The 25,177-nt window shown below is 45.2% G+C and carries 22 protein-coding genes; 2 read left to right on the forward strand and 20 right to left on the reverse strand.

Going from position 1 to position 25,177, the window contains the following annotated elements; all coding sequences use genetic code 11:
- The first annotated feature begins 108 nt into the window (after positions 1–108).
- Entirely contained in the window at positions 109–1,218 is a 1,110-nt protein-coding gene (locus H8R94_RS04635) for an AraC family transcriptional regulator (protein ID WP_118280173.1), read from the forward strand.
- On the opposite strand, the gene H8R94_RS04640 is transcribed toward H8R94_RS04635, so the two are convergent.
- The 12 genes from H8R94_RS04640 to H8R94_RS04695 form a co-directional block, all read right to left on the reverse strand.
- The gene (locus H8R94_RS04640; RefSeq protein ID WP_118280174.1) at positions 1,215–2,360 is read right to left on the reverse strand and encodes an ROK family transcriptional regulator; all 1,146 of its coding nucleotides are present in this window, start codon (positions 2,358–2,360) and stop codon (positions 1,215–1,217) included. The genes H8R94_RS04635 and H8R94_RS04640 overlap by 4 nt on opposite strands.
- 73 nt (positions 2,361–2,433) lie before the next feature.
- On the reverse strand, positions 2,434–3,777 hold the full coding sequence (locus H8R94_RS04645; protein WP_186854030.1) for a fucose isomerase: 1,344 nt from the start codon (positions 3,775–3,777) through the stop codon (positions 2,434–2,436).
- Positions 3,778–3,860: 83 nt separating this feature from the next.
- A complete protein-coding gene (locus H8R94_RS04650; RefSeq protein ID WP_118280176.1) occupies positions 3,861–4,661 on the reverse strand; it encodes a sulfite exporter TauE/SafE family protein in 801 nt (266 codons plus the stop codon).
- A 3-nt stretch (positions 4,662–4,664) separates the two neighbouring features.
- The gene (locus H8R94_RS04655) at positions 4,665–5,360 is read right to left on the reverse strand and encodes a DUF4867 family protein (RefSeq protein ID WP_186854031.1); all 696 of its coding nucleotides are present in this window, start codon (positions 5,358–5,360) and stop codon (positions 4,665–4,667) included.
- A 12-nt stretch (positions 5,361–5,372) separates the two neighbouring features.
- Positions 5,373–6,230 carry an NAD(P)-dependent oxidoreductase gene (locus H8R94_RS04660; RefSeq protein WP_118280178.1) on the reverse strand — a complete coding sequence of 286 codons (858 nt, stop codon included), beginning with the start codon at positions 6,228–6,230 and terminating at the stop codon, positions 5,373–5,375.
- 28 nt (positions 6,231–6,258) lie between these two features.
- Positions 6,259–6,945, reverse strand: a complete 687-nt coding sequence (locus H8R94_RS04665) for a transaldolase family protein (RefSeq protein ID WP_118280179.1) — start codon at positions 6,943–6,945, stop codon at positions 6,259–6,261.
- A 25-nt stretch (positions 6,946–6,970) separates the two neighbouring features.
- Entirely contained in the window at positions 6,971–8,920 is a 1,950-nt protein-coding gene (locus H8R94_RS04670) for an alpha-glucosidase (protein ID WP_186854032.1), read from the reverse strand.
- 217 nt (positions 8,921–9,137) lie between these two features.
- Positions 9,138–10,958 carry a glutamine--fructose-6-phosphate transaminase (isomerizing) gene (gene glmS, locus H8R94_RS04675; RefSeq protein WP_186854033.1) on the reverse strand — a complete coding sequence of 607 codons (1,821 nt, stop codon included), beginning with the start codon at positions 10,956–10,958 and terminating at the stop codon, positions 9,138–9,140.
- A 559-nt stretch (positions 10,959–11,517) separates the two neighbouring features.
- A complete protein-coding gene (locus tag H8R94_RS04680) occupies positions 11,518–12,306 on the reverse strand; it encodes an arginase family protein (protein ID WP_118280182.1) in 789 nt (262 codons plus the stop codon).
- Positions 12,307–12,316: 10 nt separating this feature from the next.
- The gene (locus H8R94_RS04685) at positions 12,317–13,183 is read right to left on the reverse strand and encodes a DMT family transporter (RefSeq protein ID WP_186854034.1); all 867 of its coding nucleotides are present in this window, start codon (positions 13,181–13,183) and stop codon (positions 12,317–12,319) included.
- A gap of 127 nt (positions 13,184–13,310) precedes the next feature.
- A complete protein-coding gene (locus tag H8R94_RS04690) occupies positions 13,311–13,757 on the reverse strand; it encodes an Hsp20/alpha crystallin family protein (RefSeq protein WP_118280184.1) in 447 nt (148 codons plus the stop codon).
- Between the two features lie 233 nt (positions 13,758–13,990).
- A complete protein-coding gene (locus tag H8R94_RS04695; RefSeq protein ID WP_243069482.1) occupies positions 13,991–14,890 on the reverse strand; it encodes a GTP pyrophosphokinase in 900 nt (299 codons plus the stop codon).
- Positions 14,891–15,081: 191 nt separating this feature from the next.
- Here H8R94_RS04695 and H8R94_RS04700 point away from each other — a divergent pair, with 191 nt between their 5' ends.
- Positions 15,082–15,678, forward strand: a complete 597-nt coding sequence (locus H8R94_RS04700; protein ID WP_118280185.1) for a cytidylate kinase-like family protein — start codon at positions 15,082–15,084, stop codon at positions 15,676–15,678.
- 71 nt (positions 15,679–15,749) lie between these two features.
- On the opposite strand, the gene H8R94_RS04705 is transcribed toward H8R94_RS04700, so the two are convergent.
- The 8 genes from H8R94_RS04705 to H8R94_RS04740 form a co-directional block, all read right to left on the reverse strand.
- A complete protein-coding gene (locus H8R94_RS04705) occupies positions 15,750–16,760 on the reverse strand; it encodes an alpha/beta hydrolase (protein WP_158572987.1) in 1,011 nt (336 codons plus the stop codon).
- Between the two features lie 101 nt (positions 16,761–16,861).
- Entirely contained in the window at positions 16,862–17,260 is a 399-nt protein-coding gene (locus H8R94_RS04710; protein WP_118280187.1) for a hypothetical protein, read from the reverse strand.
- A gap of 25 nt (positions 17,261–17,285) precedes the next feature.
- Complete coding sequence (locus tag H8R94_RS04715; RefSeq protein ID WP_186854035.1) at positions 17,286–17,483, reverse strand: hypothetical protein; 198 nt, start codon at positions 17,481–17,483, stop codon at positions 17,286–17,288.
- 168 nt (positions 17,484–17,651) lie between these two features.
- Positions 17,652–20,507: an FAD-dependent oxidoreductase gene (locus H8R94_RS04720; RefSeq protein WP_186854036.1), complete on the reverse strand. Its 2,856-nt coding sequence runs from the start codon at positions 20,505–20,507 to the stop codon at positions 17,652–17,654.
- Positions 20,508–20,538: 31 nt separating this feature from the next.
- Entirely contained in the window at positions 20,539–21,213 is a 675-nt protein-coding gene (gene hypB, locus H8R94_RS04725; protein WP_118280193.1) for a hydrogenase nickel incorporation protein HypB, read from the reverse strand.
- Positions 21,214–21,490: 277 nt separating this feature from the next.
- Positions 21,491–22,765: an O-acetylhomoserine aminocarboxypropyltransferase/cysteine synthase family protein gene (locus H8R94_RS04730; protein ID WP_118280194.1), complete on the reverse strand. Its 1,275-nt coding sequence runs from the start codon at positions 22,763–22,765 to the stop codon at positions 21,491–21,493.
- A 115-nt stretch (positions 22,766–22,880) separates the two neighbouring features.
- Positions 22,881–23,924 (reverse strand): acyltransferase family protein, encoded by a 1,044-nt coding sequence (locus H8R94_RS04735; RefSeq protein ID WP_186854037.1) that lies wholly within the window; start codon positions 23,922–23,924, stop codon positions 22,881–22,883.
- Between the two features lie 13 nt (positions 23,925–23,937).
- Positions 23,938–25,110 (reverse strand): FprA family A-type flavoprotein, encoded by a 1,173-nt coding sequence (locus H8R94_RS04740; RefSeq protein ID WP_186854038.1) that lies wholly within the window; start codon positions 25,108–25,110, stop codon positions 23,938–23,940.
- Positions 25,111–25,177: the final 67 nt, after the last annotated feature.

The following is a 25,177-nucleotide window of genomic DNA, read 5'->3' on the forward strand; positions in this document are numbered from 1 at the left end:
ACCAAATCACTTTTATTTTTCATGTGATTCCGTTATAATAAAAAAGAGTATTTGTATCATAGGGGCTTTCCTATGATATAAACAGATTGTGCTAAGAGGTATATAAAAGTGGAAATAAAAAACAGAGATCAGATTTATCATATTCTGCAAAATTTAAGTAATCTTGAAATTTCCTATGTGGATTACTCCCGACAGGAAATCAACTACAACGAATATCATACATATTTTGATTATTTCAACAACTATGTGATTCAAAATCACAATTTAACACGCTTCTACTTTCCAATTCCTAAAGATATGGAACATTTAGAATACCCAAATGACATCTCTAATTTTGATGTTATTTCAGATTCCTTGACATTTTTGCCTGGATTTGATATCTCCGTCAGCAAACTTTTTAATTTTCCCAAGTCTGCCACGCACCAGTGCAATTATTACAGTATGCTCTATCTTATGGAAGGAAATGCCCATCTGCAAATTCAAGATGTCAGTGTTCATGTTTTGCCAGGGGACTTTTACCTGATTCCTCCCAATACCCCTTACGCTGCTACGGCAGCCCCGGAGTCTATCGGTATTTTCCTCGATATGCGAAAAAGTTTTCTCAATTCTAACTACAAGTCCTTGTTTCAGGACGATGCCCGGTTGGAAAGATTTTTTATAAATTCTCTGAACCAGGATAGTTCTTCCACACATCTTGCCATCCATACGAACGCATCATCTATGCATCGCAACCGTATACTTGATATTTTTGCCGAATATATCAATCAGGAAAGTTTTAGCAATGCTGCTATGAAAAATCTCTTTTCACTTCTCATGATAGATCTCTTGCGGGATTCCAACACCAGAATTGAATCTCCAACACCTATCAGTGGCAGCGATACATTGTATCAGACTATCCTTGATGAGATACGCCGTAATTACCAAACGCTCTCTCTTAGTGAACTGGCAGAAAAAACGCATTTTTCCAAGCAGTATATCTGTAAAATCATAAAAGAAAAATCAGGGAATACATTTCAGAACCTTTTGCTCCATACAAGACTAAAAATGGTTGCGCAGTATCTGAATGACACTGCGCTCTCCATTGAAGAAATTGCTTTTTTATGTGGATTTTCCACACCGGCACATCTCAGCCGCTGTTTCAAACAAAATTTCGGCATCACGCCGAGTGCTTATCGCAAATCCGGCAATGTCAATGACACTGCACGCACTAAAAACTAGGAAAACAATAACATCTTGGTACAGATAGCTGCTGCACCGATATAGTGTTCCTTCTGCGCCAATTCAGAATAAATGATTCTATCCTGTCCCAAACTGGCGTCATAAGATGCACATGCCTGGATCAGTGCCTTTCGCACCTCCGGACTTTCAAAAAGGCTTCCGGTCAAAATGATACGATTTGGAGCCATGATGGTCGCTGAATTGACAATACTTCTGGCGAAGAGATCTAGGGCATCTGCCAACTGTCGTCCTATCTCGTCATCCGAATGACCACAATACAGACTGCCAAAGGCATCCTCAGAAAAAGGCGCGATCTTGCAAAGCGCCGCATAGGAAACTTTCGTTTCCAGACATCCCCGTCTGCCGCATTTACAGAGTTGCCCGTTTTTTTCAACGATAAAATGTCCCAACTCTGCGGCTTTGGCATGCCGTCCCTCATAGATCTCCTGATCGATGATAATGGCACAGCCAACACCGGGACCCCATTTGATGACCATAAGGTTATCGTGCTCTTTTCCTGTGCCATATAAAAGTTCTGCCACTGCAAAGGCATTGACGTTATTTTCCACATATACAGGAACTGTAAAGTGCTGTCCCAAAATCTTTGCTATCGGCACCGGCTCATCCCAGATGCCATATGCCTTAATACTGCTTCCGGTCGCCTTGTCCACAAGACCTGTGATACCAACGCCGATCGCAGCCAGCCTGCAGTCACCTGTCCCACACTCCTGCAAGAGTTTCTCGGCGGTCTGGCTCAACTTGTCCAAATAGGCTTGCGGTGTGATCGAAGTATTAGTCTTACAGCGTTTCTTTGCAGCAACCTGCCCGCGCAGATCCGTGATCGCCACGGTCGTATATTCCGGTTCGATCGTCATAGCACAAATATAAGACGCTTCATAGTTAATATCCAGAAGCACCTTCTTACGTCCTGCCCCACTGCTTTTCACATTGACTCCGGTCTCCACAAGAATTCCTTCTGCAAAAAGATCGGTACAGATCTGCGTTACTGCCGCTGGAGTCAGCCCAAGCGCATCTGCCAAATCCTTTCTGGATGCCGGGCCGTGGTCGTTTATAAATTTTAAGATTGCCGCACGGTTTCTTTTGCGTACCGTTTCCATATTTGCACCGGTATGTCGAATCATAATCCCGCCTTTCTCCTTAAATAAAATCTAGCCTGACACACGATTGCGCCAGACACGATCGTCTGTGACGCATTTAATATCTCTGTACTTCCATATTAAGCATTCCTGCCAAAATTTCAAGTTCTGCCGCTACATTTCCATAGGCAACCACAAAATGCGGCTCCCATCCAGCCTCAACACTTTCATAGACAATGGTCTTTGCATCTGCGTTCGTCTTTACCACCAGAGATGTACCATTAAACTGCTTTGGTTTGTCCAGGGCTTCCCCGCCGGCAATAAAGAATCGGAAGCCTCCGTCACTATCCTTACCGATACGGAAAATGGTAACTTCCTTGCATGGCTTACATCCAAAATCAAGGGTTGGACCAATCTTTCGATTGCAGTGTACATCGACCTTTGCCCCGGTATCCTCTCTTGCCAAAGAGCAGGCTGCCGTTCCACAATGCCAGAAAGTGATGGTATTTTCTTTTTCATCCATGGAAACCGGATCGCCAAAGAAAGTTGCCTGCTGTGTCAGCTGCATACCCAGATACATGGAAAGTGCTCCATAAGTATCTGCCTCACAACTTGCTGCCACGCCAAGGTCATTTAACATGGCAAGCACGGCGCAGACCGGTGTCCCAAATGCGGTAAAGAAGTCCGGCCAGCAGCGGGATGCCAATGCCCCTACATGATGGTCTTTTACATATTCCTTGTAAGCACGATAGAGTCTGGCAAAATCCTTGCGGTTTTGCTCTGGTGTATTTTCCAGACCGCACATACGCTCTCCTGCATCTGCCAGATAGTCTTTTACATCCTCATCACTGTATCCCTTAGCGATGTCGATCAATTCCCTTGCTTCAATGGATTCTAAACTTGCTCCAAAGTTTTCCAGCATTTCCAGATCCAGCGCGCGTCCAAACCCAAAGCCCTGCGGTGTATGTCCTACCGCTGCTACCGTCAGATGACGCATATCGTATTTTAATTTTGCAGCGCGTATGGTTGCGCCAACTTTCGCCCTGACTTCTTCCTCCTCCGGTGAGCCAAAGATATAGTTGAGCGGCTCCTTACGGAACGCCTTAATGGCATTTGCTGCAGAGTAGGCACCAGTCAGCGAATTCAAGCGGAGTCTGCCGCCATCAATGGCCGGCTCACGCAGGGTCCAAAGAAGGATCGGGCAATCCAGTTTCTTTAATACCTCGCTTGCATAGGCTGCATTGGCAAAGGTAATGTTCTGTAAAATCACGAGATCCGGTTGGCACTCTTCCAAAAATGCATCCAAAAGGTCAATGGATAAGAGCATCTCCTTTGGAAAGACGCAGGCATCCGTCAGACTCTTGATCAAAGCCACCGATTTATCAAATTCCTTCTGTGCACTTTCCAAATGAAAGGTCGGTACACCGATCGGTACATATGCTATCTGAAATTCTTTTTTCATCTTTCTATAACTCCTTTTTGCACATCATCTATGTACATTTTTCTTCATATTATTTGCTCTGGTCAACCAAAAGCCTCAAAACATCATTTACACAAAAGACTGATTCCGGCAATGCAGAGCAGAATATAGGTCAGCACGGTAAAAACCGTCTGACTCATCCGTTTAAACAAAATACCGCCCAAAAACATGCCGCCAAACAAAAACGGCACAGAGATTGCCTGAATCCGTATGGTGTTCATAGTGTAGTAACCTGCCATGATGTCGCTGACAAGGATCATGCTGTTTAAGATGATCCAGATCGCAGATACCGTCCTGCGGAATTCCTCCTTGCTTTTGGTGTGATTGGACAAATAGGTGATGATCAGTGGTCCGCCGGAGACAAAGATACCATGCACGACACCGGAAAAAAGAAGCAAGGCTCTGGCACTCGCCGTCATGCCCTTTTCAATGTAATGCTCTCGTTCTTCGGTAGACCCTTTGGACTTTCTTGGACTTTTATCCATGATACCAAAGCCGTTTTCCCATGCGTACTTGCCAAAAGCGATCAGACCTCGTGCACCGATACCTATGACAAAGATGCCCAGCGCCGCATACAGCAGACGTTCGTGTCCGGTAAAGAAATGTTTTACCAGAATACCGACGATGATACCAATGCCCATATAGCAGGTCACACGCTTTAGTTCTCTGATATTTACATTCTTATAACCACCCACGACAACATATATGCCGGCGATGATCCCCAGCACATTTAATACCGGCTTTGCGACCAAATAGCCCACCAGATGGATAGAAAAAGGCATTGCCAGGATCGTTCCCGCAAACCCTGTGATACCCTGGATAATGTTTGCCAAAAAGATCACTATGTAAAACAGTATTTCGGACATAACTTACTCCTTTGGATAGAACAATTCCTTGTTCTCCCCGGTCACACCGCCATGGGCTCCCTGCTTCATCAGAGGCTCACGACCCGGGTGCGCAATGACCCATTTGTTCCTCTGTAACAAAAGAATGGCTTCCTCATCCCCGGTTTGCTGCTTTGCCTGCTTTTCTACCTGGCTCAAAGGGGTATTGGTTCCCCGCGGCAAAATAACGATATCCTTAAATCCCTCGTCCGTCACGCGCAGAGGAGACAGGTGAAGCGTGGTCTGGTACATCTCGATTGCCGTTCCCTTCGGTACAAAGAAAACCGTCGCCTGCGATACGTCATAAGTATTGTGACAGATATCATAATTATGTCCTAAGACCAGCATAAAATCCGTGATCGCGATATTGATCTCACTGCCTTTATGATATTCAAAGCCATTGTATGTCGTATTTCTGCCATTACAATAACCAATCTGGATCGGCATACCACCGTAAAAACTTGCAGCGATCTGTTCTGCTACCGGCCCGCTCTCCATCTCTTCCACCGATGCCACATAGACATTTCCATCTTCCGGGATCTGTGACGTCAGATTCATATAGGTTTCCAGTTCTTCAAAATCATATCCCTTGATAATCCGTCCGAAGGAGGAAAACTCTTCATCCTCAACCGAATAGATCTTCACATCATTACATGCGTTTAACGCTTCCAATAACTCCATCTTTTTATCCCTTTACTGCTCTCTTACGACCTTGATCGTTGCGCAGAAATCTTCCTTTCCATAGCCTGCATCCATAGCCGCCTGATAAACGCGAAGTGCATTTTCCTCGCCCGGCATGGATACGCCACATTCTTTTGCAAGGTTCATACAGATATTGACATCCTTGTATTCATTTTCGATAGAAAATGCTGTGGTATAATCCTCTTTTGAGATCGGCTCCTTCTTAGAATCCAGGTAGAAGTTCTGACCTCCACCATAGGAGATTGCCTGTGCAAAAGTCATGATATCGATGCCGTTGGCTGCTGCCAAAGTAGATGTCTCGTTGACACCGTTCTGGATCTGTGAAACCAAAGCGTTGTGACAGATCTTCATGACCAGCCCCTTGCCGTTGTCTCCCATACGGATCACATTTTCTCCCATATAAGAAAGGATTGGCCTCATAGCCTCAAAAGTAGCCTCGTCACCACCGACATAGATACCGAGTTTACCTGCAATAGCTGCAGGTTTACTCTTAACAACCGGGGCATCGATAAACTGTGCGCCTGTTGCCTTGACCATCTCTGAGATCTCAACAGAAACAGACGGATCGATCGTTGACATATCGATACAGGTCTTTGTAGCATCCAGTACCGGAAGGACTTCATTGTAGACACTTCTGGAATGTTCTGACTTTGGCACCATGGAAATGATGACATCTGCATGTTCCGCTACTTCCTTGGAACTGCTGCATGCTACGGCTCCCACTGCCTCCAACTGCTTTACCTTTGCTTCGACAAAGTCAAAAACATATACCTTGTCGTCATGCTTCTTTACAATATTTTCACACATGGACTCGCCCATGATGCCGAGTCCGATAAATCCGATCTTCATTACCTAACCTCCTGATTTTCCTGCAAATTTACTCTGTGACTGTCTTATCCCATGCGCCCTGGAATTTTGCCATGCCGTAATCTGTAAATGGATGATACATGCTGTCCTTATATACCTGCAATCCTGCGGTCACGATATCAGCACCTGCTCTTGCGCAGTCAACAAACTGCTTACCGTTACGAACGGCTGCACAGATGATCTGGGTCTTGCCATAGAATCCATAATTCTTGTAAATATCAACGATATCCTGGATATATTCCTTGCAGTCTTCACCACTGTTTTCCTTCCATCCGATGAATGGAGAAACGAAAAGGGAACCATTCTTTGCAGGAACGATAGCCTGTGATGCTGAGAAAACTAAGGTCACATTGGTTCTGACACCCTTTTTCTCCAAAATTCTTGCGGCCGTGATACCGGACTGTGTACAAGGGATCTTGATGACAAAGTTGTCGCACATGGCAGCAATCTCAGAGCCCATAGCCACCATTTCATCTACATCATCCAGATGTGGGTTGATCTCAACAGAGATTGGGAACTTTTCATAACCTACGATGTCCTTTTCCTCTACAAACTCTACCATGTCTTTTAAAACTTCCTTGAATGGCTTACCGGACAACATGATGTGGTTTGGGTTTGTTGTAACACCATCAATACCAAATGTGTCATATGCCTCACGGATCTCGTTAATTTTTGCACTGTCTAAAAAATACTTCATTTTCGTAATCTCCTTTTTATAAATTTTATGCTTGGGCTACTTGCATGAGTGCTTCGTAGTCTTTACTGTCTTTTCTAACAAATACCGGTGGTTTGCCGATCGGTGCTTCCACGATCATATGTCCGCCTGCATATTCCTTGCCGTCAAAAATGTTGACCCAACCATCGCTTGGCAGATAGATCGTGCGGCTCTTTGCGCCTTCTTCATAAACCGGTGCTACCAGAAGGTCCCTGCCTAAAAGATACTCTGTCTTTTCGGTGTAGGCTTCTGCCTCATCATAATGATAAAAGAGTGGGCGCATGACCGGTGTGCCATCGCTGATCTCCTCAGCCACCAGACCCTTGAGATAATCTTTTAAAGCGACATGCATCCTGCCGCACTTGGCAAGTTGCGCCAACAGTTCCTCGTCATCATCAAACTGCACGTTGTTGACCGGCTGGTTGCCCTCATGGGTACGGAAGAGTGGTGAAAATACATTCATTTCCTCCCAACGCAAGAGCAATTCCTTGCTGCGTCGCATATGCATGATGGTGGTATAACCGCCGACATCCGAATGGGCGATACCGTAACCGCTCATAGCAAGAGATAAGGTCGCCGGGATCACTGCCGGCAGTCCGTCATCAATAGACCAATCAACATGCTGATCGCCCGTCCACATCATATGGGAATGTGCGATCGTTCCGGTATGTCCTGCTCTGGTAAAGAAGAATACCTGACCTTCCTTGCCGCATTCTGCAACGGCTTCCTGATTCATCTTTGCCCAGATCGCCGGCCACTGGTTATGGATGATCGCCGGATCCTCTCCACTGTAAAGCACAGCGTCGATCGGCAGATACTCACCAAAATCTGCCATCCAGCCACCCATGCCAAGTCCGATCATATTTTCCTTGATCAGTCCCTTGTACCACTCGTATGCCTCTGGGTTGGTAAAATCAACCATAGCTGCCGGGAAAGTCGTAATGGTCACCAGATAATCTTTGCCCTCGCGATCCTGGACACAATAACCGTGCTCAGATGCATATGCATATAAGTCCTTTTCAATGGCAATGAATGGATTGATGTAGCCTAAGAAACGGACACCTTCTTCTTTCCATTCTGCGATCTTTTTATCCAGTCCCGGATAAAGTTCCTGATCCCACTCCCAGTTCCACATGACCTGATAGCCGAAACCGGTTCTTCTGCAGCCTGACCAGTCCTGACACCAGACACCGACCACAGGAACGCCTGCTTCCTTTGCCTTTTTGATCTTGGCATCTACAACATCTGTTCCCTCCTGGATACCCAGGATCACGCCGTCATATAACCAATCCGGCAATGCCTTTTGTCTGCCAAGGAGTCCTGTCAGTTTGCGGGATACCTCTGCAAAATCCTGACCGCTGTCTGTGATGATGACCGGCGGCTCTTGGAAATATAAGGTGATCTTTCCGGCATCGGTAAAATCAAACTCGCTGTAGGCATTGATATCGCAATGCACATAATATTTGTCACTGGAAACAAAGGTCGGCTGTGCATAGTAGGATTCGTATTTGTCAAAGGAAAGTTTCTTGTCCGGGTGCTTACCCAGTAACTTTTCCTTAATGATCTTTTTGGAAATACGTCCGGTGTTCTGATGCTCTGCCACCCAGATACGTACATTTTGTCCTTTCAGATCTAGTTCCGAATAGGTCTCCCCACAACCGTAGATATGCTCCTTTGGATTGGTCACAAAGGTCAGCCAGTAACGATTGACCCCCGGCTTTTCCTCTCCCACATAAGCCAGACGGATCTGTGAACCCTGCTGGGTCACGGCAAACTGATGTACCTGCTCTTTGGCACCGCTTCCTTTCGGATCTACATAGGTCAAAAGATAGCCCTCCTCGGTCTTCTCCTGATTCTGTAAGGTCAGTTTTCTTTTCCCGGAAATCTTCTGTTTGTACTTGAAACTTCCTCTGGACATGGAAAACTGATTCTCCCCGGAACCAATGCTTACTTCCATTTTTAAAATCTCTTCAATTCTTATTGTAAAAACCCCCTCGCTTTAATTATTTAATTCATTTAACTAATTATAGAGCCTAGATCAGTAAAATGCAAGTATATTTTTTAAACTTATTAAATAATTGATATCTGCATAAAAAAGAGAAAGCAGATATATCTGCTTTCCCAATTCTTTGACCTGTGTTGATAATATGACATTGTCCTTATTTTTTTCGATTTTATTCTACAGTTACAACTTTTGCCAAGTTTCTTGGCTTATCTACGTCCAGCCCCTTATCTGCTGACACATAGTAGGAGTAGAGTTGCAAAGCAACGATCTCCGGGAATGACATATATTCGTCGTCCAGATTTGGCAGACCGATCACATGATACTCATCGCTCTGGGCGAAGTCCGCTTTCAGTTCTTCCTTGGTCAGGAGCACGACATTGGCACCTCTCGCCTTGATTTCTTTTACATTGGAAAGTTCCTTGGAGATCAGTTTGGTCTGGGTCGCTGCTGCAATGACCGGTGTCCCGTCTGTGATCAGGGCGATCGGTCCATGCTTCAATTCTCCGGCAGCATACGCCTCGGAATGGATGTAAGAGATCTCCTTGAGTTTTAAGGCTCCCTCCAGCAGAACCAGATAATCCATGCCGCGACCGATCATAAAGAGGTCGCTTGCCATGATCACTTCCTTAGCCTGACGATGGATGTCGTCTTTGATGGCAATGACCTGGGTAATAGCATCCGGCACTCTTCTGAGATTTTCCAGTGCATGCTCCAGATCCGCCTCTGTCATCCTACCCCGCAAAGATGCACAGCGCAATACCAGAAGATAAAAGATCATCAACTGGGTCGTATATGCCTTTGTGCTGGCAACCGCGATCTCAGGTCCCGCATCGGTATAAAGCGTATAATCTGCGATACGGGAAATGGATGAACCTCTGACATTTAAGACTGCCAGACAGGCAGCGCCTTCTTTTTTCGCTTTCTTTAATGCTTCCATGGTATCAATGGTCTCGCCGGACTGAGATACTGCGATAAAGAGTGTGTCCTTATCCAAGACGGTGTCCGAATAGATAAATTCCGATGCCATCTCTGTCTCGACCGGAATACCCAGCCATTTCCGAAACAGATGAGTTCCCATCATGCCTGCATGCAAAGCGGTTCCGCATGCTACGATGCAGACGCGGTTAAAAGAGGTCAGCATTTTATCCACAGCCCCTTCATAGCCAAGATCGATACTGCCATCCACCAGGTAGTTTGTCAGGATCCGCTTCAAAGCCTCCGGCTGCTCGTTGATCTCTTTTTCCATATAATAAGCATAGCCCTGCTTGCCGGTGTTTCCTGCATCCCAGTCAACGACCTGCATTTTCGGCTGCACTTCCTGTCCATTGAAATCAACAACAGAAACCTGCGCCTTGGTCGCCTTTAAGATGCACTTTTCATCCAAGACGAAAAACTCCTTGGAATACTCGTACAAGGCAGCCGGATCGGATGCCAGAATGGTCAGTTCCTCGTTCTTTGCCACAACGATCGGGCTTACGTTTCTGGTCGCATAAATGGTATCCGGGATATCATCAAACATGACCACTAAAGCATAGGTACCCTTTAATTTCTTGACCGTTCTGCGGATGGCTTCGTTCGGATCTCCCTTGTAAAACTTGTTCAAAAGAGCCGCTACCACCTCGGTATCCGTCTCTGATACCAACTGGTCTTCCACCTCATACTCTTCACTCAGTTCCTTGTAATTTTCCACGATCCCGTTGTGGACCAGAGTTACTTTTCCCACACGATGTGGATGCGCATTTGTATCAGACACGCCGCCATGGGTCGCCCACCTTGTATGACCGATGCCACAGGTATAGTCACCGGTTTTCGGAGAAATCTCCCGCAGGTCTTTGACACGTCCCTGGCATTTGTGAATCTCTGGCTGGCTCTCGCCGGCTCTTCGGATAGCAAATCCCGCACTGTCATAACCTCTGTATTCCAGCAGTTCCAGCCCGTTTAAAATGCCATTTAAAGCATCATTTCCAATAAATCCTATGATTCCACACATATTTTAAATCCTCATTCTTTCTATACGAAGCAGCCGGATGATCCACCGGACTGCAATTATTTTTTCTTACTCTCATTATATTGGATTTGTTTTGTAGTTACCCACATATTTGCCAATATATGTCGCATTGAGATCTACGGAAGGGCATCCGCCGAATTATCGATAACCCTTCTCCTCGTCGACCTTTTTCTAAGGTCCTGGCGCTAAAATGAGGACAATGTGTCACATATTATCAATTATTCACTTGTCAAAGTTCTCCGTGAGATTATATACTGCCTCCATAAAAATGTCAAACTGCGCCGCTTTTATATGCCTGCTATCAGCATATGAAAACTATAAATTTTATTTCTGAAATTCTTCATATTTCTTTAATAAAGGCAACACAGTTTCGTCACATCTGACCTGTAATATAAATAATGTCGAAAGACAAGAACATAACTTTTTCATAACTCCCCCTTACTTGAAAGTGATGTGTGCGTTGCATCACTTTCTTTTTTTGTGTAAGGCATGAACATGCATTTCGGCACATTCCTTTGTGTTCCTTGCTAGATAAAAGTGCTTATTCCAGCGTTTCCACAAGTCTCCGGTTGCACCGGTCATTGATCTGACAGGTGCCTGCCTCCTGTGTCTGCTTCCAGCGCGCATCCTCCCCGCAGATATCCATACCAAGAATTTTGTCTGCTCTTTCCCTGATCTCCTGCAATTTTTCCACTGCTTCATCCAGAGTCATATCTCCCTGATCCCAGTCGCAGACAGCATCTTCTTCACGCAAAACATCCTTGTCAAAAGAGACATAGATGGGATGCTTTTCCTGTAAAAAATCCGGCATGCCGATCCGGATCTTTTCCCACAATTTCTTTGCAGATATCGTATTTCCTGTCGCATCAGACATTTGCACGCCTGCTTTATTGCTTGCCTCATCTTCTGCGCGTACGTCCTCAATCAGATGCGCATCCACACCCACAAGATATACCCTTTGCAACTTTTCATTGGTCAGCAGTGCTTCCCTTACCCAGCCGCCGCAGGAGGTGATACCGCCCCAGGACGGAGCCTGTAAGTCCGGGTGATGATCAAATAAGATCAAAGAAAAAGGTTCTTTTATCTTTTCCAGCCAGAGCAGGGACAGATAGTGATAATTTCCGGAATCCAAAAAATGTATGCCCTCATAAGAATAAGGTCTTACTCTCTCACGCAGGCTTTCTTTTGCCGCATCATCGCAGTAGCAATTTGTCCCCTCGATATCCTGACAAGTGATCTGACATATTTGCCAGCCCTCTTTCTTTTCTTTATAAAATGTCTGCTCGGCATATGCCCCGGACATATGCATAACAACCATGAGTTTTTTCATATTTACCCTCTTATGCTTCTTTTTTCTTGCGGATCAAAAACATGACAATACCGGCGCCGCAGATGATCAGATAACCCAGAATACTGATAACATCCGGCACTTCCCCAAGGAAGATGATGCCAAGCAGGGCAGCAAAGACGATCTGCGTATAATCATAGACGGATAATTCGCTCGCCGGCGCATAGGTATAAGCCGCCGTGATGGAGAACTGTCCCAGCGTTGCGGAAAGTCCCGCCATCAAAAGGGATGCCAACTGCCACCAGGCAAAAGGCTGGTGATCGACGATGATAAAAGGAACGGCACACAGGCAGGAAAATACGGAAAAGCAAAAGACGATCAGCGGTCCCGGGGCCCCATGCTTGGACGCAATGCGCACATTAGTGTAGGCAAGCCCCGCTCCCATACCGCCGATCATACCAATAAATGCAGGCAAAGTTGCAACGCTGTCAAAGCCCGGGCGCAGGATAAAAAGTGCCCCGATAAATGCCGTGATCACACAGATCAACTGGTATGGCTGAATCTTCTCTTTTAATAGGAAATAAGAAAAGATAATGGCAAAGAAAGGGGATAACTTATTGAGCATGGATGCATCTGCAATATAGAGTTTCCCGATCGCATAAAAGTTTGCAAAAATACCGATGGTTCCAAAAAGGGAACGAAAGAAGATATACTTGCCGCTGCCTTTGGGAATAGAAAAGGCTATATGCTCCTTTTTCATGACAACAAAGGCAAAAAAGACGGCGACCAGATTCCGAAAGAAACTTTTTTCGATCGCCGGAAGATCTCCCGCCAGTTTGACAAATAAATTCATAAAGGCAAAACCAAATGCCGCCAGGATAATATAGAAAATCCCCTTATATTTTTCATTGATCTTCATGTGTGATTAACTCCTATCATAAAACATTTCATTTCATTATAGCACACCCGGACAAATAAGGTTACAAACAGGAAAAAAGGACAAAAAAAGAACCGGTGCCCGAAAGCACCGGCTCTGGATCGTCCGATTATCCTTCAATGGAAATGAAGTGTTTCTCAGGAACCGCCTTTGGCTGCTCCTTCGGAATAGATAATTTCAGGATACCATATTCATACTTCGCATGAATATCTTCCTCGGTGATACCTTCACCGATATAGAAACTCCTGCTCATGCTGCCGGCATAACGCTCACGACGCAGGTAGTGTTTCTTTTCGTCCTCCTCGTCTTTATCCAATCCTTTTTCTGCACTGATGGTCAGGTAACCATCATTTAATTCCAACTGGATCTCATCTTTCTTAAATCCCGGAAGGTCAATATCGACTTCGTATCCTTTCTCTGTCTCTTTGACATCTGTCTTCATCATGTTCTTCGCATGCTTACCATACAAAGCCTTGTCAACATCATGGAAGGAAGCGTCCATCCAGTTATCAAACTCATCAAATAAATTCTCTCCAAAAATACTAGGCATTAACATAAGTCATCTCTCCTTTTCTACCGTGCCGCCTCTGGCAACACCTCATGCTTGTTTACCTTGTTTCTTTGGAACGAAGTTGTTAAGGAAACTCGGGGAACATCTGGTTCTCTTTTTATTCCCTCTTCCTTTGTTCTGACTATGTTATAGCACCATTTATTAGCACTGTCAAGAGGTGAGTGCTAATTTCACATATTTTTCACACTTTTTATCTTATTGTCAGTCAATAGAACTTTCTATCCCTCCAACACATTATTCATGTATTCCATCTTCTCTTCTGCCTGATAGATAAGTTTGCTGCACTCCAATAACTCACCTGTAAAATCCACACCGATATCCTGATACAAGGACTTGTACTTGATATCATGTTCCAGACTTGCCCACATATCCATGGCCTCGGTACGGATCTGCACCTCGACCGGTACGAACTGCTTCTTATTCATAAAATAGACCGGCACACGGATGATCATGTGCAGACTGCGGTAGCCGTTCTTTTTCGGATTGGCAATGTAGTCCTTGATCTCCATGATATGTACATCATCCTGTGCCATCAAACGGTCACGGATCAGATATACATCCTTGATGTAAGGACATACGACACGAACTCCGGCAATATCATAGATATTGTTGCAGGCAACATTCAAAGAAAGATCCAGATCCTTTTTCTCCAACTTACCGACAATGCTCTTCATAGACTTTAATCGCGTATCAATATGATGGATTGGGCAGCGGAGTCCGCGATACTTGAACTCATCCTTGATGATGTTCATACGGGTTTCCGTAACGTTCATAGCCGCATTATACATGCGAAGGATCGGATCCATGGTGTGCATAAATTCATCATGGATATCCGCCATATGACGCATATCTTCCCCGGTCGTCGCCTGTGAGGTCATGAGTTCATAGACCTCGATCGTCTCTGCCCTACCATCGACGGTCTGGTATGCCGTTGAACCCCGTTCTTCTTCATAGGTCTCCTGCACTTCTATATCCTGTTCGATTGTTTCTTCTTGTCTTTCTTCCATATCCTGTTTCCCCTTTTTCATTTTCTTCCCCTTGTTCTTGGTCTTTGCATCTGTCCCCATATTTACAGATGCCACGGTCTGTTTTCGTACTGCTCTCGCTGCGCTTGACATACTATCAATCCCCCTAACTTACTTTCTTATTATATCCAATTTCCGGTAAAAGTGGGTGAACTGGATATTAACTTTTTATTAAATAAAGTTTATAATTGCAGGACAAATTTAACAAATCTTTCGAGATTTCGCATTGATTTTTCTGACAATTTTAAATATAATAAGGGTAAGAAAGAAGGGAGGTAATGCATATGTACCCAGTAATAACGATAAGTAGAGAGTTTGGTAGTGGCGGACACAGCATTGGCGAAAAGGTTGCAGCCAAACTCGGTATACCATTTTATGACGGGGAAATTGTGACACGCGTGGCAGAAGAAAGTGGCTATGCCAAAGAATTGATCGAAGAACAGGGCGAATACTCTACCTCTGCGAATAAATGGTTTGACATTTCAGCAGCCAGTGCCATGTATTTCCAAAGTCCACAGGACGAGATCTTCATCGCGCAAAAGCGCGTCATCCTTGACTGTGCAGCCAAAGGACCATGCGTCATTGTCGGACGCTGTGCGGATTATATCCTGCGCAAAGAGGACGTCAAATGTCTGAACGTCTTTATCCATTCTGACATGGAACATCGTACAGAGCGTGTTCTCAAACGCTATGGCGAGATTAAGAATGTCGGCATTGAAAAACGTCTTGCCAAAAAGGATAAGCAACGTAAGACCTACTACAAATACTACACCGATCAGCAGTGGGGTAACTACCACAATTACGATGTAGCCCTAGATAGTGGGGAACTCGGCGAAGAAACCTGTGTTCACATTATCTGCGAACTCTACAACAAAAAATAAGCATTTTAAAAGTGGGTACCTCGGATTTTCCATCCTTGGTACCCACTTTTTATATATGCACTTACCTCGTCTCAATTTTCTTTTTCTGCTACATTTTCCTGCCAGAAATCCACAGCCTCTTTCAACCATTTTTCTGCACTGGTTCCCAGCCCCAGACCGATGCCATGTGGCAGGGCGAAAAACCTGCGATAACGGTACTTGATATGATGGTCTTCGAGCGCATCTACCATGACCTCAGCATGATGGGACGCCGGAACGAGTACATCACGTCCACCGGAAAAAATATAGGTCGGCGGATAATCATCTCGCACCTGCTTTTGCACACATAAAGACTCTCTCTTTTCATGATTGCAGGAACGGCCGAACATATAGATAAAGCCACGCTCAGACAGCCAGACACCCATGATTCCTTTCCAGATATTCCAATATGGGTGATCCAGCCAGTGCTGCATATTGGTCCACGGATAACCCAGCATGATAGTTGCCGGACGGCGTGTGCCATACTCCTCATATCCATGATTATGGCTGGCATAGATGCCCGCAAGATTGCCTCCGGCTGAAAAACCACAGAGGGCATAGCCTTCCGGGTCGATGTTGTACTCAACCTGATGCTCCTCAATATGCTTGATTGCACGCGATACATCCTCCATCGGTGCATATGGGGTACAGTGAAAGCCGGTACGATATTCCAATACAAAAGCGGTATATCCCATCTCGTTAAACTTTGCCGCGATCGGATAGCCTTCTTCTCGTGTCACACAATGCGCGTAGCCACCGCCCGGTAAGATCAGCACATATTTTGTCTTTTCTCCGGAATCATTCGGAAATACACTCAAACGAACAGTTCCCAAGTCTTTATCCTCATAAATCTCGTCCAGAGAATAGACCGGCAACTGACGAAAACGTCCCTGGGCTGTCAATTGCTTGATACGCGCCTTGCCATATTTTACGCCATTGCAGAAATGCTTAACAATATACATACGGATGACCGAATAACAAGTCAGCACCAATGACAAAAACAAATAAATAACAAGCAGATTGTAAAAAATTTCTCCCCAGTTGTTGCCCGGCATAGCACTCATAGCACTTATCTCCCTTAAAAATCACATTCTGTCAGAGCATTGTACCATATTCTGCCAGAGAAATAAAGATGCACCCTGCAGGGATCTGCTTTATTTATGGGTTAGTACCTGTCCTTGATAGTATCCCGATAAAGTAAGGACAGTAATACTATCATAACCATCCGCAGAACAAAGGCGAGTGAACTATTCCAATACGTTCCTAACAAATAATTTGATACAAAGCACATAACGACAGAAATTAGCAGTCCCACAAATATAGTTGGTATCGTAAGTTTTCTATATTTCAAGGACAAGAGTGCCATAGCATTGAAACATAAATTACATCCACCATGAATCAGGGCATAATAAACCGCTGCCCTTGTCGTTGCAAGAACACCGCTGCTCATGTCCTCTGCCGCCTGCTGCATCATCCCCAAATTAACCAGCATGATAACAAAGATAACCGCATAGATAAGCAATAAAATGATGGACATCCACTGTATGATTTTTTTCTTTCTCAATTCTTTTCCCCCCTAAGTACCATAATCATTCTGATAAGAAGCGTCCTTGCATAGCACTTGTCAAACCATCATCTGTCATATAAGTTCCAAAGTATTGGTCTGCCCATGCATCCAGATCCTCCTGACCAGAAATTTCTTGAAACCCTTCTGCCATATCCTCATCCATAGAAAACACAGTTTCTAAAAGATTCTCCGCATTTTTTGTCTTGTCTGCCTCTGACACACCTGTTGCCTTTCCACATCCAAGCAATCCGATTACAAGACATAGCAAAAATCTATTAAAATTTTTGTTGATTACAAAACTAGTTTCTGGTTTACTTTCATCAAATACAAAACACTCCCCCTGTCAGTATCACATACCAACAGGGAGAGTGTCTATTCTTTTTATATCTTATTTTTCAACATACCAAGCAGTCTCTTTCGAAGTCTTTCTGATAAATGGACGCTTGATTGCCTGTGCAGCACCATTTGGCAGAATATACTTCAACTTATCCTCTGACTTACGCATAGTAGAAGCCTTTGGATTGTCTCTTGTAAGTTTGATCGCATCAAATTCACACTTGGTTGTACAAAGACCGCAACCTACGCACTTGTTCGGATCAACGATAGACGCACCACAGCCTAAGCAACGGCTTGTCTCTGCCTTCACCTGTTCTTCGGTAAAGGTTTCCTTCATATCACGGAAGGTCAACTTGCCATCTGCATTCTTCTTGATCACTGCTGTCTGACGACCTGTGTTGTCGTAGTTCTCAACCTTGATATCATCCTTATCCAACTCTAAGAAGTAGTTTGGATCACGACCGATCGTAAGTGATGAATGCGGCTGTACATATCTATGGATAGAGATTGCGCCTTCCTTACCACATGCGATAGCGTCGATAGCAAATCTTGGTCCGTAGAACATATCACCACCGACAAAGATATCCGGAACACTTGTCTGGAAGGTAACCTTGTCTGCAACCGGAGCCGGTCCTCTAAACTCGACATTTTCACCTTCTAAGAGGTCACCCCAGATGGTTGCCTGACCTACGGAAAGGATGACGTTGCTACATGCGATTGTCATCGTCTCGTTCTCATCGTACTTCGGATCAAAACGTCCTTCTGCATTCTTAACCTGTGTACACTTCTTGAATACGATACCGGTCACCTTACCGTTTTCTGTAAGGATCTCCTTTGGTCCCCATCCGCCTGCGAATGCGATACCTTCGGATTCAGCCAGTTCGATCTCTTCCGGAAGTGCCGGCATGATATCACGTGTCTCCAGAGAAACCTGTGTTACCTTAGGAGATCCACAACGAACTGCGGTACGGGATACATCGATGGCTACGTTACCACCACCGATAACAACGGTGTCACCGGAAAGTGTGTAAGACTCATCGTCAATAACGGTATGTAAAAGGTCAACACCCTTCATTACACCTTCTGCATCTTCACCAGGAACATTGACACCACGTCCACCCTGGCAGCCGATAGCGATATAGAATGCCTTGTAGCCTTCCTCACGCAACTGCTTTAAGGTAATATCCTTACCTACTTCAACACCAAGGCGAATGTCAACGCCCATCTCACGGAGTACGTCAACCTCTGCCTCAACAACATCTTTTTCCATAACGAAAGAAGGAATACCGTATGTAACCATTCCACCCGGCTTCTTGTTCTTATCAAACAAGGTTGGCTTGTAGCCTTTTTCTGCCAGATAATATGCACAGGAAATACCGGCAGGACCTGCACCAATGATGGCTACCTTTTCGTCGAAACCACCCTGGATCTTTGGAATGACCTTCTTTGGTACATAATGCTTGTCTACCTTGAGATCCTGCATTGCGATAAATTTCTTTACTTCATCGATAGCGATCGCCTCATCGATCGTTGCACGAGTACATGCATCCTCGCAACGTCTGTTACATACATGTCCGCAGACTGCCGGAAGTGGATTGTACTTCTTGATCAGAGCCAAGGCTTCTTCGTATCTGCCCTGTGCAGCCATCTTCAAATAACCCTGTACCGGAATGTGTGCAGGACATGCTGTCTTACATGGAGCAGTACCGGTCTTGTGTGTATTGATACGGTTGATATTGCGGTAATCCTCTGTCCACATATCCGGAGACCACTTCTGCTCGGTTGGGAGTGGCATCTTAGGATATACGACCTCAGATCCGTCCTTCTTGCAGAGTTTCTGTCCTAAGGTTGCGGCACCGGCAGGGCAAACCTCAACACAACGTCCGCAGGCAACACAGTTATCCTTTACAACATGTGCTACATAAGCAGAACGTGACATATTCGGTGTGTTAAATAACTGTGATGTACGCAGTGCATAACATACATTGACATTACAGTTACAGATAGCAAAGATCTTTTCCTCGCCGTCGATATTGGTGATCTGATGAACAAAACCATTGTCCTCAGCCTTCTTTAAGATCTCTAATACTTCTTCTTTGGTGATATAGCGGCCACCCTTGTTTGTCTCAACAACGTAGTCAGCCATATCGCCGATTGCGATACACCAGCCTTCCGGATCATCCGCACAGCCTTCTTCAAAAGTCTTGCGGGACTTTCTACAAGAACATGGGCTGGCTGCATATTTTCCTTCGTACTTGTCCAGCCAGTAGGAGATATGCTCCAATGAAGAAGAATTGTTCTCCATGCTGATAGCATCCTCTACCGGGATAACGTGCATACCAACGCCTGCGCCGCCTTGTGGTACCATCTGGGTCAGCCCCTCCAATGGGATACGGCTCATACGCTCGAAGAATGGTCCTACTTCCGGATGTCTCTCCAAAAGGTCTGCATTCATGTTGCCGAACTCAGCAGAACCCGGTACATACATAGGAAGTACCCACTGCTTCTCATGCTGTGGATTCTCATAATTCCACTCGATCACACCGTTATAAGACATTTCTTCCAACTGCTTCAAGAGTTCTTCCTCAGAATATTCCGGGCAAAGAGCCTTCATATCAGCAAGTGTTCTTGGATGACGCTTCTCCATCTTGATACCGATCTCGCACTGCTCATCTGTAACAAGATTGTAAAGTCCCCAGTACTCCGGGCTTTCTGCTGTGATATCTTCCTTGCCAAGTTGTACCTTTGCACGGTCGGTAACAGCCTTTGCAAACTTTGCAAGTGGCTCACGGAACGGCTTATTCTTTAACTCTTCGATACAATATCCCGCTCTCGGATCCTTTTTGTTACGATCCTCATCCAATGAATACGGTGTCATCAGATACTTTTCGTCCTTACTTCTTTCCATACTTTCCTCCACATTTCTCTTCTTATGCTTATTAATTATTTTGCCAGTCTGCTACTTCCTTGCGAAGCCAGTCACACCAGGCATCAAATCCCTCTCCGGTCTTTGCGGAAACAAAGATCACCTGAGCATTTGGATTTAATTTCTTTATACGCTCCTCTACTGCTTCCTTTGAAAAATCATCAAATACGCTAAGTGTATCGCACTTGTTGATCAGTACCACATCACAGATAGAAAACATAAGCGGGTACTTCAAAGGCTTATCGTCCCCCTCAGGAACCGATAAGATCATAGCATTCTTGACACTACCGGTATCAAACTCTGCCGGGCAGACCAGATTGCCGACATTTTCCAGAACGACCAGATCCAGATCATCGGTACCAAATTCATGGATGCCCTGTCTGGTCATGTCTGCGTCCAGATGACACATACCACCGGTATGGATCTGGATGGCTCTTGCACCTGTCTCTGCGATGGTTGCTGCGTCAACATCAGAATCAATATCTGCTTCCATGACACCGATGCGCATTTCATCCTTCAAACGGGAAATAGTCTGACGAAGTGTGGTCGTCTTGCCTGCTCCCGGTGAAGACATCAGGTTCAAAAGAAAAGTCTTTTGCTCTTTCAATTCATCACGAAGTCTGGCAGCATCTGCATCATTGTCCTCAAAGATACTGCGCTTTACTTCGATGACCTTGTAATCTTGCATTTATTCTCCTCCTCATAAATTTATCACACACCCCACTCACCAAAGCCCCTGCTTCGTTAATTTTTTGACAAAACAAAGTCCAAAAGAGACGTGTATATCTACATTTATGGTAACGTAAAAATCGGCACATTTCAACAGAATTTCTCCCATTCAAATGCGCCGATTGTGTTCTTATTTGCGTACAAGTCCTCACTGTTTTTCGCCTTGAGGAATAATGCCCCAGCCCTGATTTTTTGGGGTCTCGCATTTTCCTATAAACCGATAGGAATTCTTGTCATCAGATGGCTTCCAGTGCCTGTGCCAGATCTGCGATCAGATCACGCTTGTCTTCGATACCGCAACTGATACGGATCAGTTCTGCAGGAACACCTGCCTCTTTCAACTGCTCATCATTCATCTGACGATGTGTGCTGGATGCAGGATTAAGGCAACAGGTTCTGGCATCTGCCACATGGGTCTCAATGGCTGCGATCTTTAAATGCTTCATAAAGGTGCTTGCCGCATCCCTTCCGCCGACCAGACCAAAGGAGACAACGCCACAGGAGCCGTTTGGCAGGTACTTTTCTGCCAGCGCATGATACTTATCCCCCGGAAGTCCGCAGTAATTGACATAGGCAACCTTTGGATGATTTTCCAAAAATTCTGCCACAGCCTGTCCATTTTCACAATGTTTTGCCATACGCACATGCAGACTCTCCAAGCCCAGATTTAAGATAAAGGCATTCTGCGGGCTCTGGATCGATCCCAGATCACGCATCAGTTGTGTCGTACACTTGGTGATAAATGCACCGCCATTACCAAAACGCTCCACATAGGTCACACCGTGATAACTCTCATCCGGCGTGCAAAGTCCCGGATACTTATCCGCATACTTCATCCAGTCAAAGTTGCCACTGTCAACAATGGCGCCACCAACACCGGCGCCATGTCCGTCCATATACTTGGTCGTAGAATGGGTCACAATGTCTGCACCCCATGCAAACGGACGGCAGTTGATCGGTGTTGCAAAAGTATTGTCCACGATCAGCGGTACCCCATTTGCATGAGCAACCCGCGCAAACTTCTCAATATCCAGAACCGTCAGTGCCGGGTTGGCGATCGTCTCACCAAACATTGCCTTGGTGTTTGGCTGAAAAGCTGCCATGAGTTCTTCTTCCGATGCATCCGGGTCTACAAAGGTCACGTCAATTCCCATGCGCTTCATCGTCACCGAGATCAGATTGTAAGTTCCGCCATAGATACTGGTCGAAGATACAATGTGATCCCCTGCTCCGCAGATATTAAAGAGGGCAAAGAAATTGGCTGCCTGTCCGCTGCTGGTAAGCATTGCCGCTGTACCGCCCTCCAACTGGGCAATCTTTGCTGCCACATAGTCATTGGTCGGATTCTGCAATCTCGTGTAAAAATAGCCTTCTGCCTCGAGGTCGAATAATTTTCCCATATCCTCACTCGTATCGTATTTAAAGGTTGTACTCTGAATGATCGGGATCTGACGTGGTTCGCCGTTGCCCGGTGTGTAACCTCCCTGCACACAAATCGTATTTTGTTCCATAGTCTCCTCCTTATCTGTGCTATCTTGATCACCGCAATGTTTGACAGTGTTTTTACCATCTTTTCCTATTTTATACTAGGATTTGGTTCATAGCAAGACAAGACTCCTGTTTTCCTTACAATTTTTGTTGCCCTACACCACGTAATTTTTCCAAATGACCTATAAACCCGAAGTTAGCGATTTTTTGCAGCAGCGGCATCGGGATATGCGTTACCCAATCCGTAAATGCTACGAATGGCCGTTGGCAGAGAAGCCAGATGGTTCCGATGGATGCCTCCACCAAAATAGCATCCTCCACAATCTCCCCCAAACTCTGATACCAGATTTCTCCGCGCCGGAAGACTGCAAAAATCAATCCATGAAACAGATAGATCGCCATGGTCTTTTGCCCCAGGGCAGAAAGACTGTTTTTCGCTCCCGGAATCATGATAGCAACAACATAGATCATAATATAGGAAATCAGATAGCAGGCTGCGCGAAGTGCGATCCCCATGGGCACAGACAATCCCAGATATTCGTAGTCGTACCTGCCATAAAAAATTTTGATAGAAATACGATCACTTACTGCAACCCATGCCAAAAATGCATTGATGGCTAAAAATATACCAAATGCCCACATACGACGGATGCGCGCACGAAGTAGGTCAATCCTGTTCCGATCTAAGTCCATCCCCAATAGGAAAAAGGGATAAAAGGTAAACATACGCGGCAAAGTCAGATAGTTATCATCCAAGGATGATGCCCCTACGAAAAGTCCCAGCACAAATGCAATCCAAAGATAACCCGGCAGTCGACGAAACAGCGGTGTAATCATCTTCCACATAAACATGGCAAGCAGATACCATAGAGAAAATTTTGGATATAAAAACGCCAGTTCCGTGTCCCTATTCAGAATGTAAGTATAAAGTATGTAGTAAAGAATCTCGAACACAAGATAAGGCACCACAAGTTGTTGTAACAACTTGTAGATGCCCTGTGTTTTTTTCGAGAAATACCCTGAGATAAATACAAAAGCAGGCATGTGAAAGGAAAAGATGATCCACTTTGTCGTTTCCATCACCACATTGTCATCCGATGCCACTTCAATAAAATGTCCAACAACCACCAGTACGATCAGAAATGCCTTGTAATTATCAAATAAATAATCTCTCTCTTTCATTTTCGCCCAAAGTCTATGCCTCTGCGATTGCGGTCGCCAAAGCCTCCATGGTCTTACGATCAGAGTCCTTCATGGTAGAGCGGATCGTCACAAGCGGTTCTACCACAGTCACATCCTTGAAAGTATCCACGATCTCACGCATTGCCTTGGCTGCGCATGGCGCCCAGGAACCATTTTCTACCATGCCGATCGTGCGCTTCTGATATGCCTTGGACTGCAAATGATGTAAGAAGTCCTGCATGCATGGGAATACGCCGCCATCATAAGATGCTGCGCAAAGTACCATACGGTCATAGCGGAAAGCATCCTCGATGACTTCTGCCATATCCTCTCTGGCAAGATCACTGACAACCACCTTTTCTACGCCTTTTTCCCGAAGCATCTGCCCCAGTGCTTCTGCCACCTTTTTCGTGTTTCCATGGATGGATGCATATGCCACCAAAACGCCCTTGCTTTCCGGTTCATACTTGCTCCAGGTATCATAAAGTCCGATGTAATAACCCAGATTTTCTTTTAAAACAGGACCATGCAAAGGACAGATCGTGGCAATATCAAGTCCTGCCGCCTTCTTTAAAAGTGCCTGCACCGGATTGCCGTATTTTCCTACGATATTAAAGTAATATCTGCGCGCTTCGCAAGCCCAGTCCGCATCTTCTGTCAAAGACAGGGCGCCAAACTTGCCAAAACCATCCGCAGAGAATAAGACTTTTTCACTGGACTCATAGGAAACCATAACTTCCGGCCAGTGTACCATGGGTGCCATGACAAAGGTCAGTGTATGGCTGCCCAAAGATAAGGTATCGCCCTCTTTGACCGTTAATTTTTCGCACTCCATCACACCATCCGGGAAGAACTGTGGCAGCATAGCAAAAGTCTTAGCATTGCCCACCAGCGTCACTTCCGGGAACAATTCCACCAGTCTGCCAATGCTTCCGGCATGATCCGGTTCCAAGTGGGAGATCACCAGATAATCTACCTTGCGTCCTGCCAAAGTATCCATGAGATTCTTTTCCCATGCCTCGGCACCTCTGGCATCCACTGTATCCATAAGCGCGACCTTCTCATCCAGAATCAGATAGGAATTGTAGGAAACGCCCTCCGGCACAACATACTGACTTTCAAACAGATCGATGGTGGTATCATCCACACCGATGTATCGAATAGCATCTGAAATTGTTACTTTCATATGAAAAACCTCCTGCTCTTTTCTATATCTCTATACTCTGTATCTTAGCCAAAAATACAAAAAAAGA

Origin of the sequence: Roseburia lenta (genome assembly GCF_014287435.1) — a bacterium.
Classification (GTDB): Bacteria; Bacillota; Clostridia; order Lachnospirales; family Lachnospiraceae; genus Pararoseburia; species Pararoseburia lenta.

Coding starts and splice junctions, on each gene's coding strand:
- H8R94_RS04640 (WP_118280174.1), bottom strand. CDS start 2,360: ATGATTCGACATACCGGTGCAAATATGGAAACGGTACGCAAAAGAAAC.
- H8R94_RS04645 (WP_186854030.1), bottom strand. CDS start 3,777: ATGAAAAAAGAATTTCAGATAGCATATGTACCGATCGGTGTACCGACC.
- H8R94_RS04650 (WP_118280176.1), bottom strand. CDS start 4,661: ATGTCCGAAATACTGTTTTACATAGTGATCTTTTTGGCAAACATTATC.
- H8R94_RS04655 (WP_186854031.1), bottom strand. CDS start 5,360: ATGGAGTTATTGGAAGCGTTAAACGCATGTAATGATGTGAAGATCTAT.
- H8R94_RS04660 (WP_118280178.1), bottom strand. CDS start 6,230: ATGAAGATCGGATTTATCGGACTCGGCATCATGGGCGAGTCCATGTGT.
- H8R94_RS04665 (WP_118280179.1), bottom strand. CDS start 6,945: ATGAAGTATTTTTTAGACAGTGCAAAAATTAACGAGATCCGTGAGGCA.
- H8R94_RS04670 (WP_186854032.1), bottom strand. CDS start 8,920: ATGGAAGTAAGCATTGGTTCCGGGGAGAATCAGTTTTCCATGTCCAGA.
- glmS (WP_186854033.1), bottom strand. CDS start 10,958: ATGTGTGGAATCATAGGATTTATTGGAAATGATGCTTTAAATGGCATT.
- H8R94_RS04680 (WP_118280182.1), bottom strand. CDS start 12,306: ATGAAAAAACTCATGGTTGTTATGCATATGTCCGGGGCATATGCCGAG.
- H8R94_RS04685 (WP_186854034.1), bottom strand. CDS start 13,183: ATGAAGATCAATGAAAAATATAAGGGGATTTTCTATATTATCCTGGCG.
- H8R94_RS04690 (WP_118280184.1), bottom strand. CDS start 13,757: ATGTTAATGCCTAGTATTTTTGGAGAGAATTTATTTGATGAGTTTGAT.
- H8R94_RS04695 (WP_243069482.1), bottom strand. CDS start 14,890: ATGTCAAGCGCAGCGAGAGCAGTACGAAAACAGACCGTGGCATCTGTA.
- H8R94_RS04700 (WP_118280185.1), top strand. CDS start 15,082: ATGTACCCAGTAATAACGATAAGTAGAGAGTTTGGTAGTGGCGGACAC.
- H8R94_RS04705 (WP_158572987.1), bottom strand. CDS start 16,760: ATGAGTGCTATGCCGGGCAACAACTGGGGAGAAATTTTTTACAATCTG.
- H8R94_RS04720 (WP_186854036.1), bottom strand. CDS start 20,507: ATGGAAAGAAGTAAGGACGAAAAGTATCTGATGACACCGTATTCATTG.
- hypB (WP_118280193.1), bottom strand. CDS start 21,213: ATGCAAGATTACAAGGTCATCGAAGTAAAGCGCAGTATCTTTGAGGAC.
- H8R94_RS04730 (WP_118280194.1), bottom strand. CDS start 22,765: ATGGAACAAAATACGATTTGTGTGCAGGGAGGTTACACACCGGGCAAC.
- H8R94_RS04735 (WP_186854037.1), bottom strand. CDS start 23,924: ATGAAAGAGAGAGATTATTTATTTGATAATTACAAGGCATTTCTGATC.
- H8R94_RS04740 (WP_186854038.1), bottom strand. CDS start 25,110: ATGAAAGTAACAATTTCAGATGCTATTCGATACATCGGTGTGGATGAT.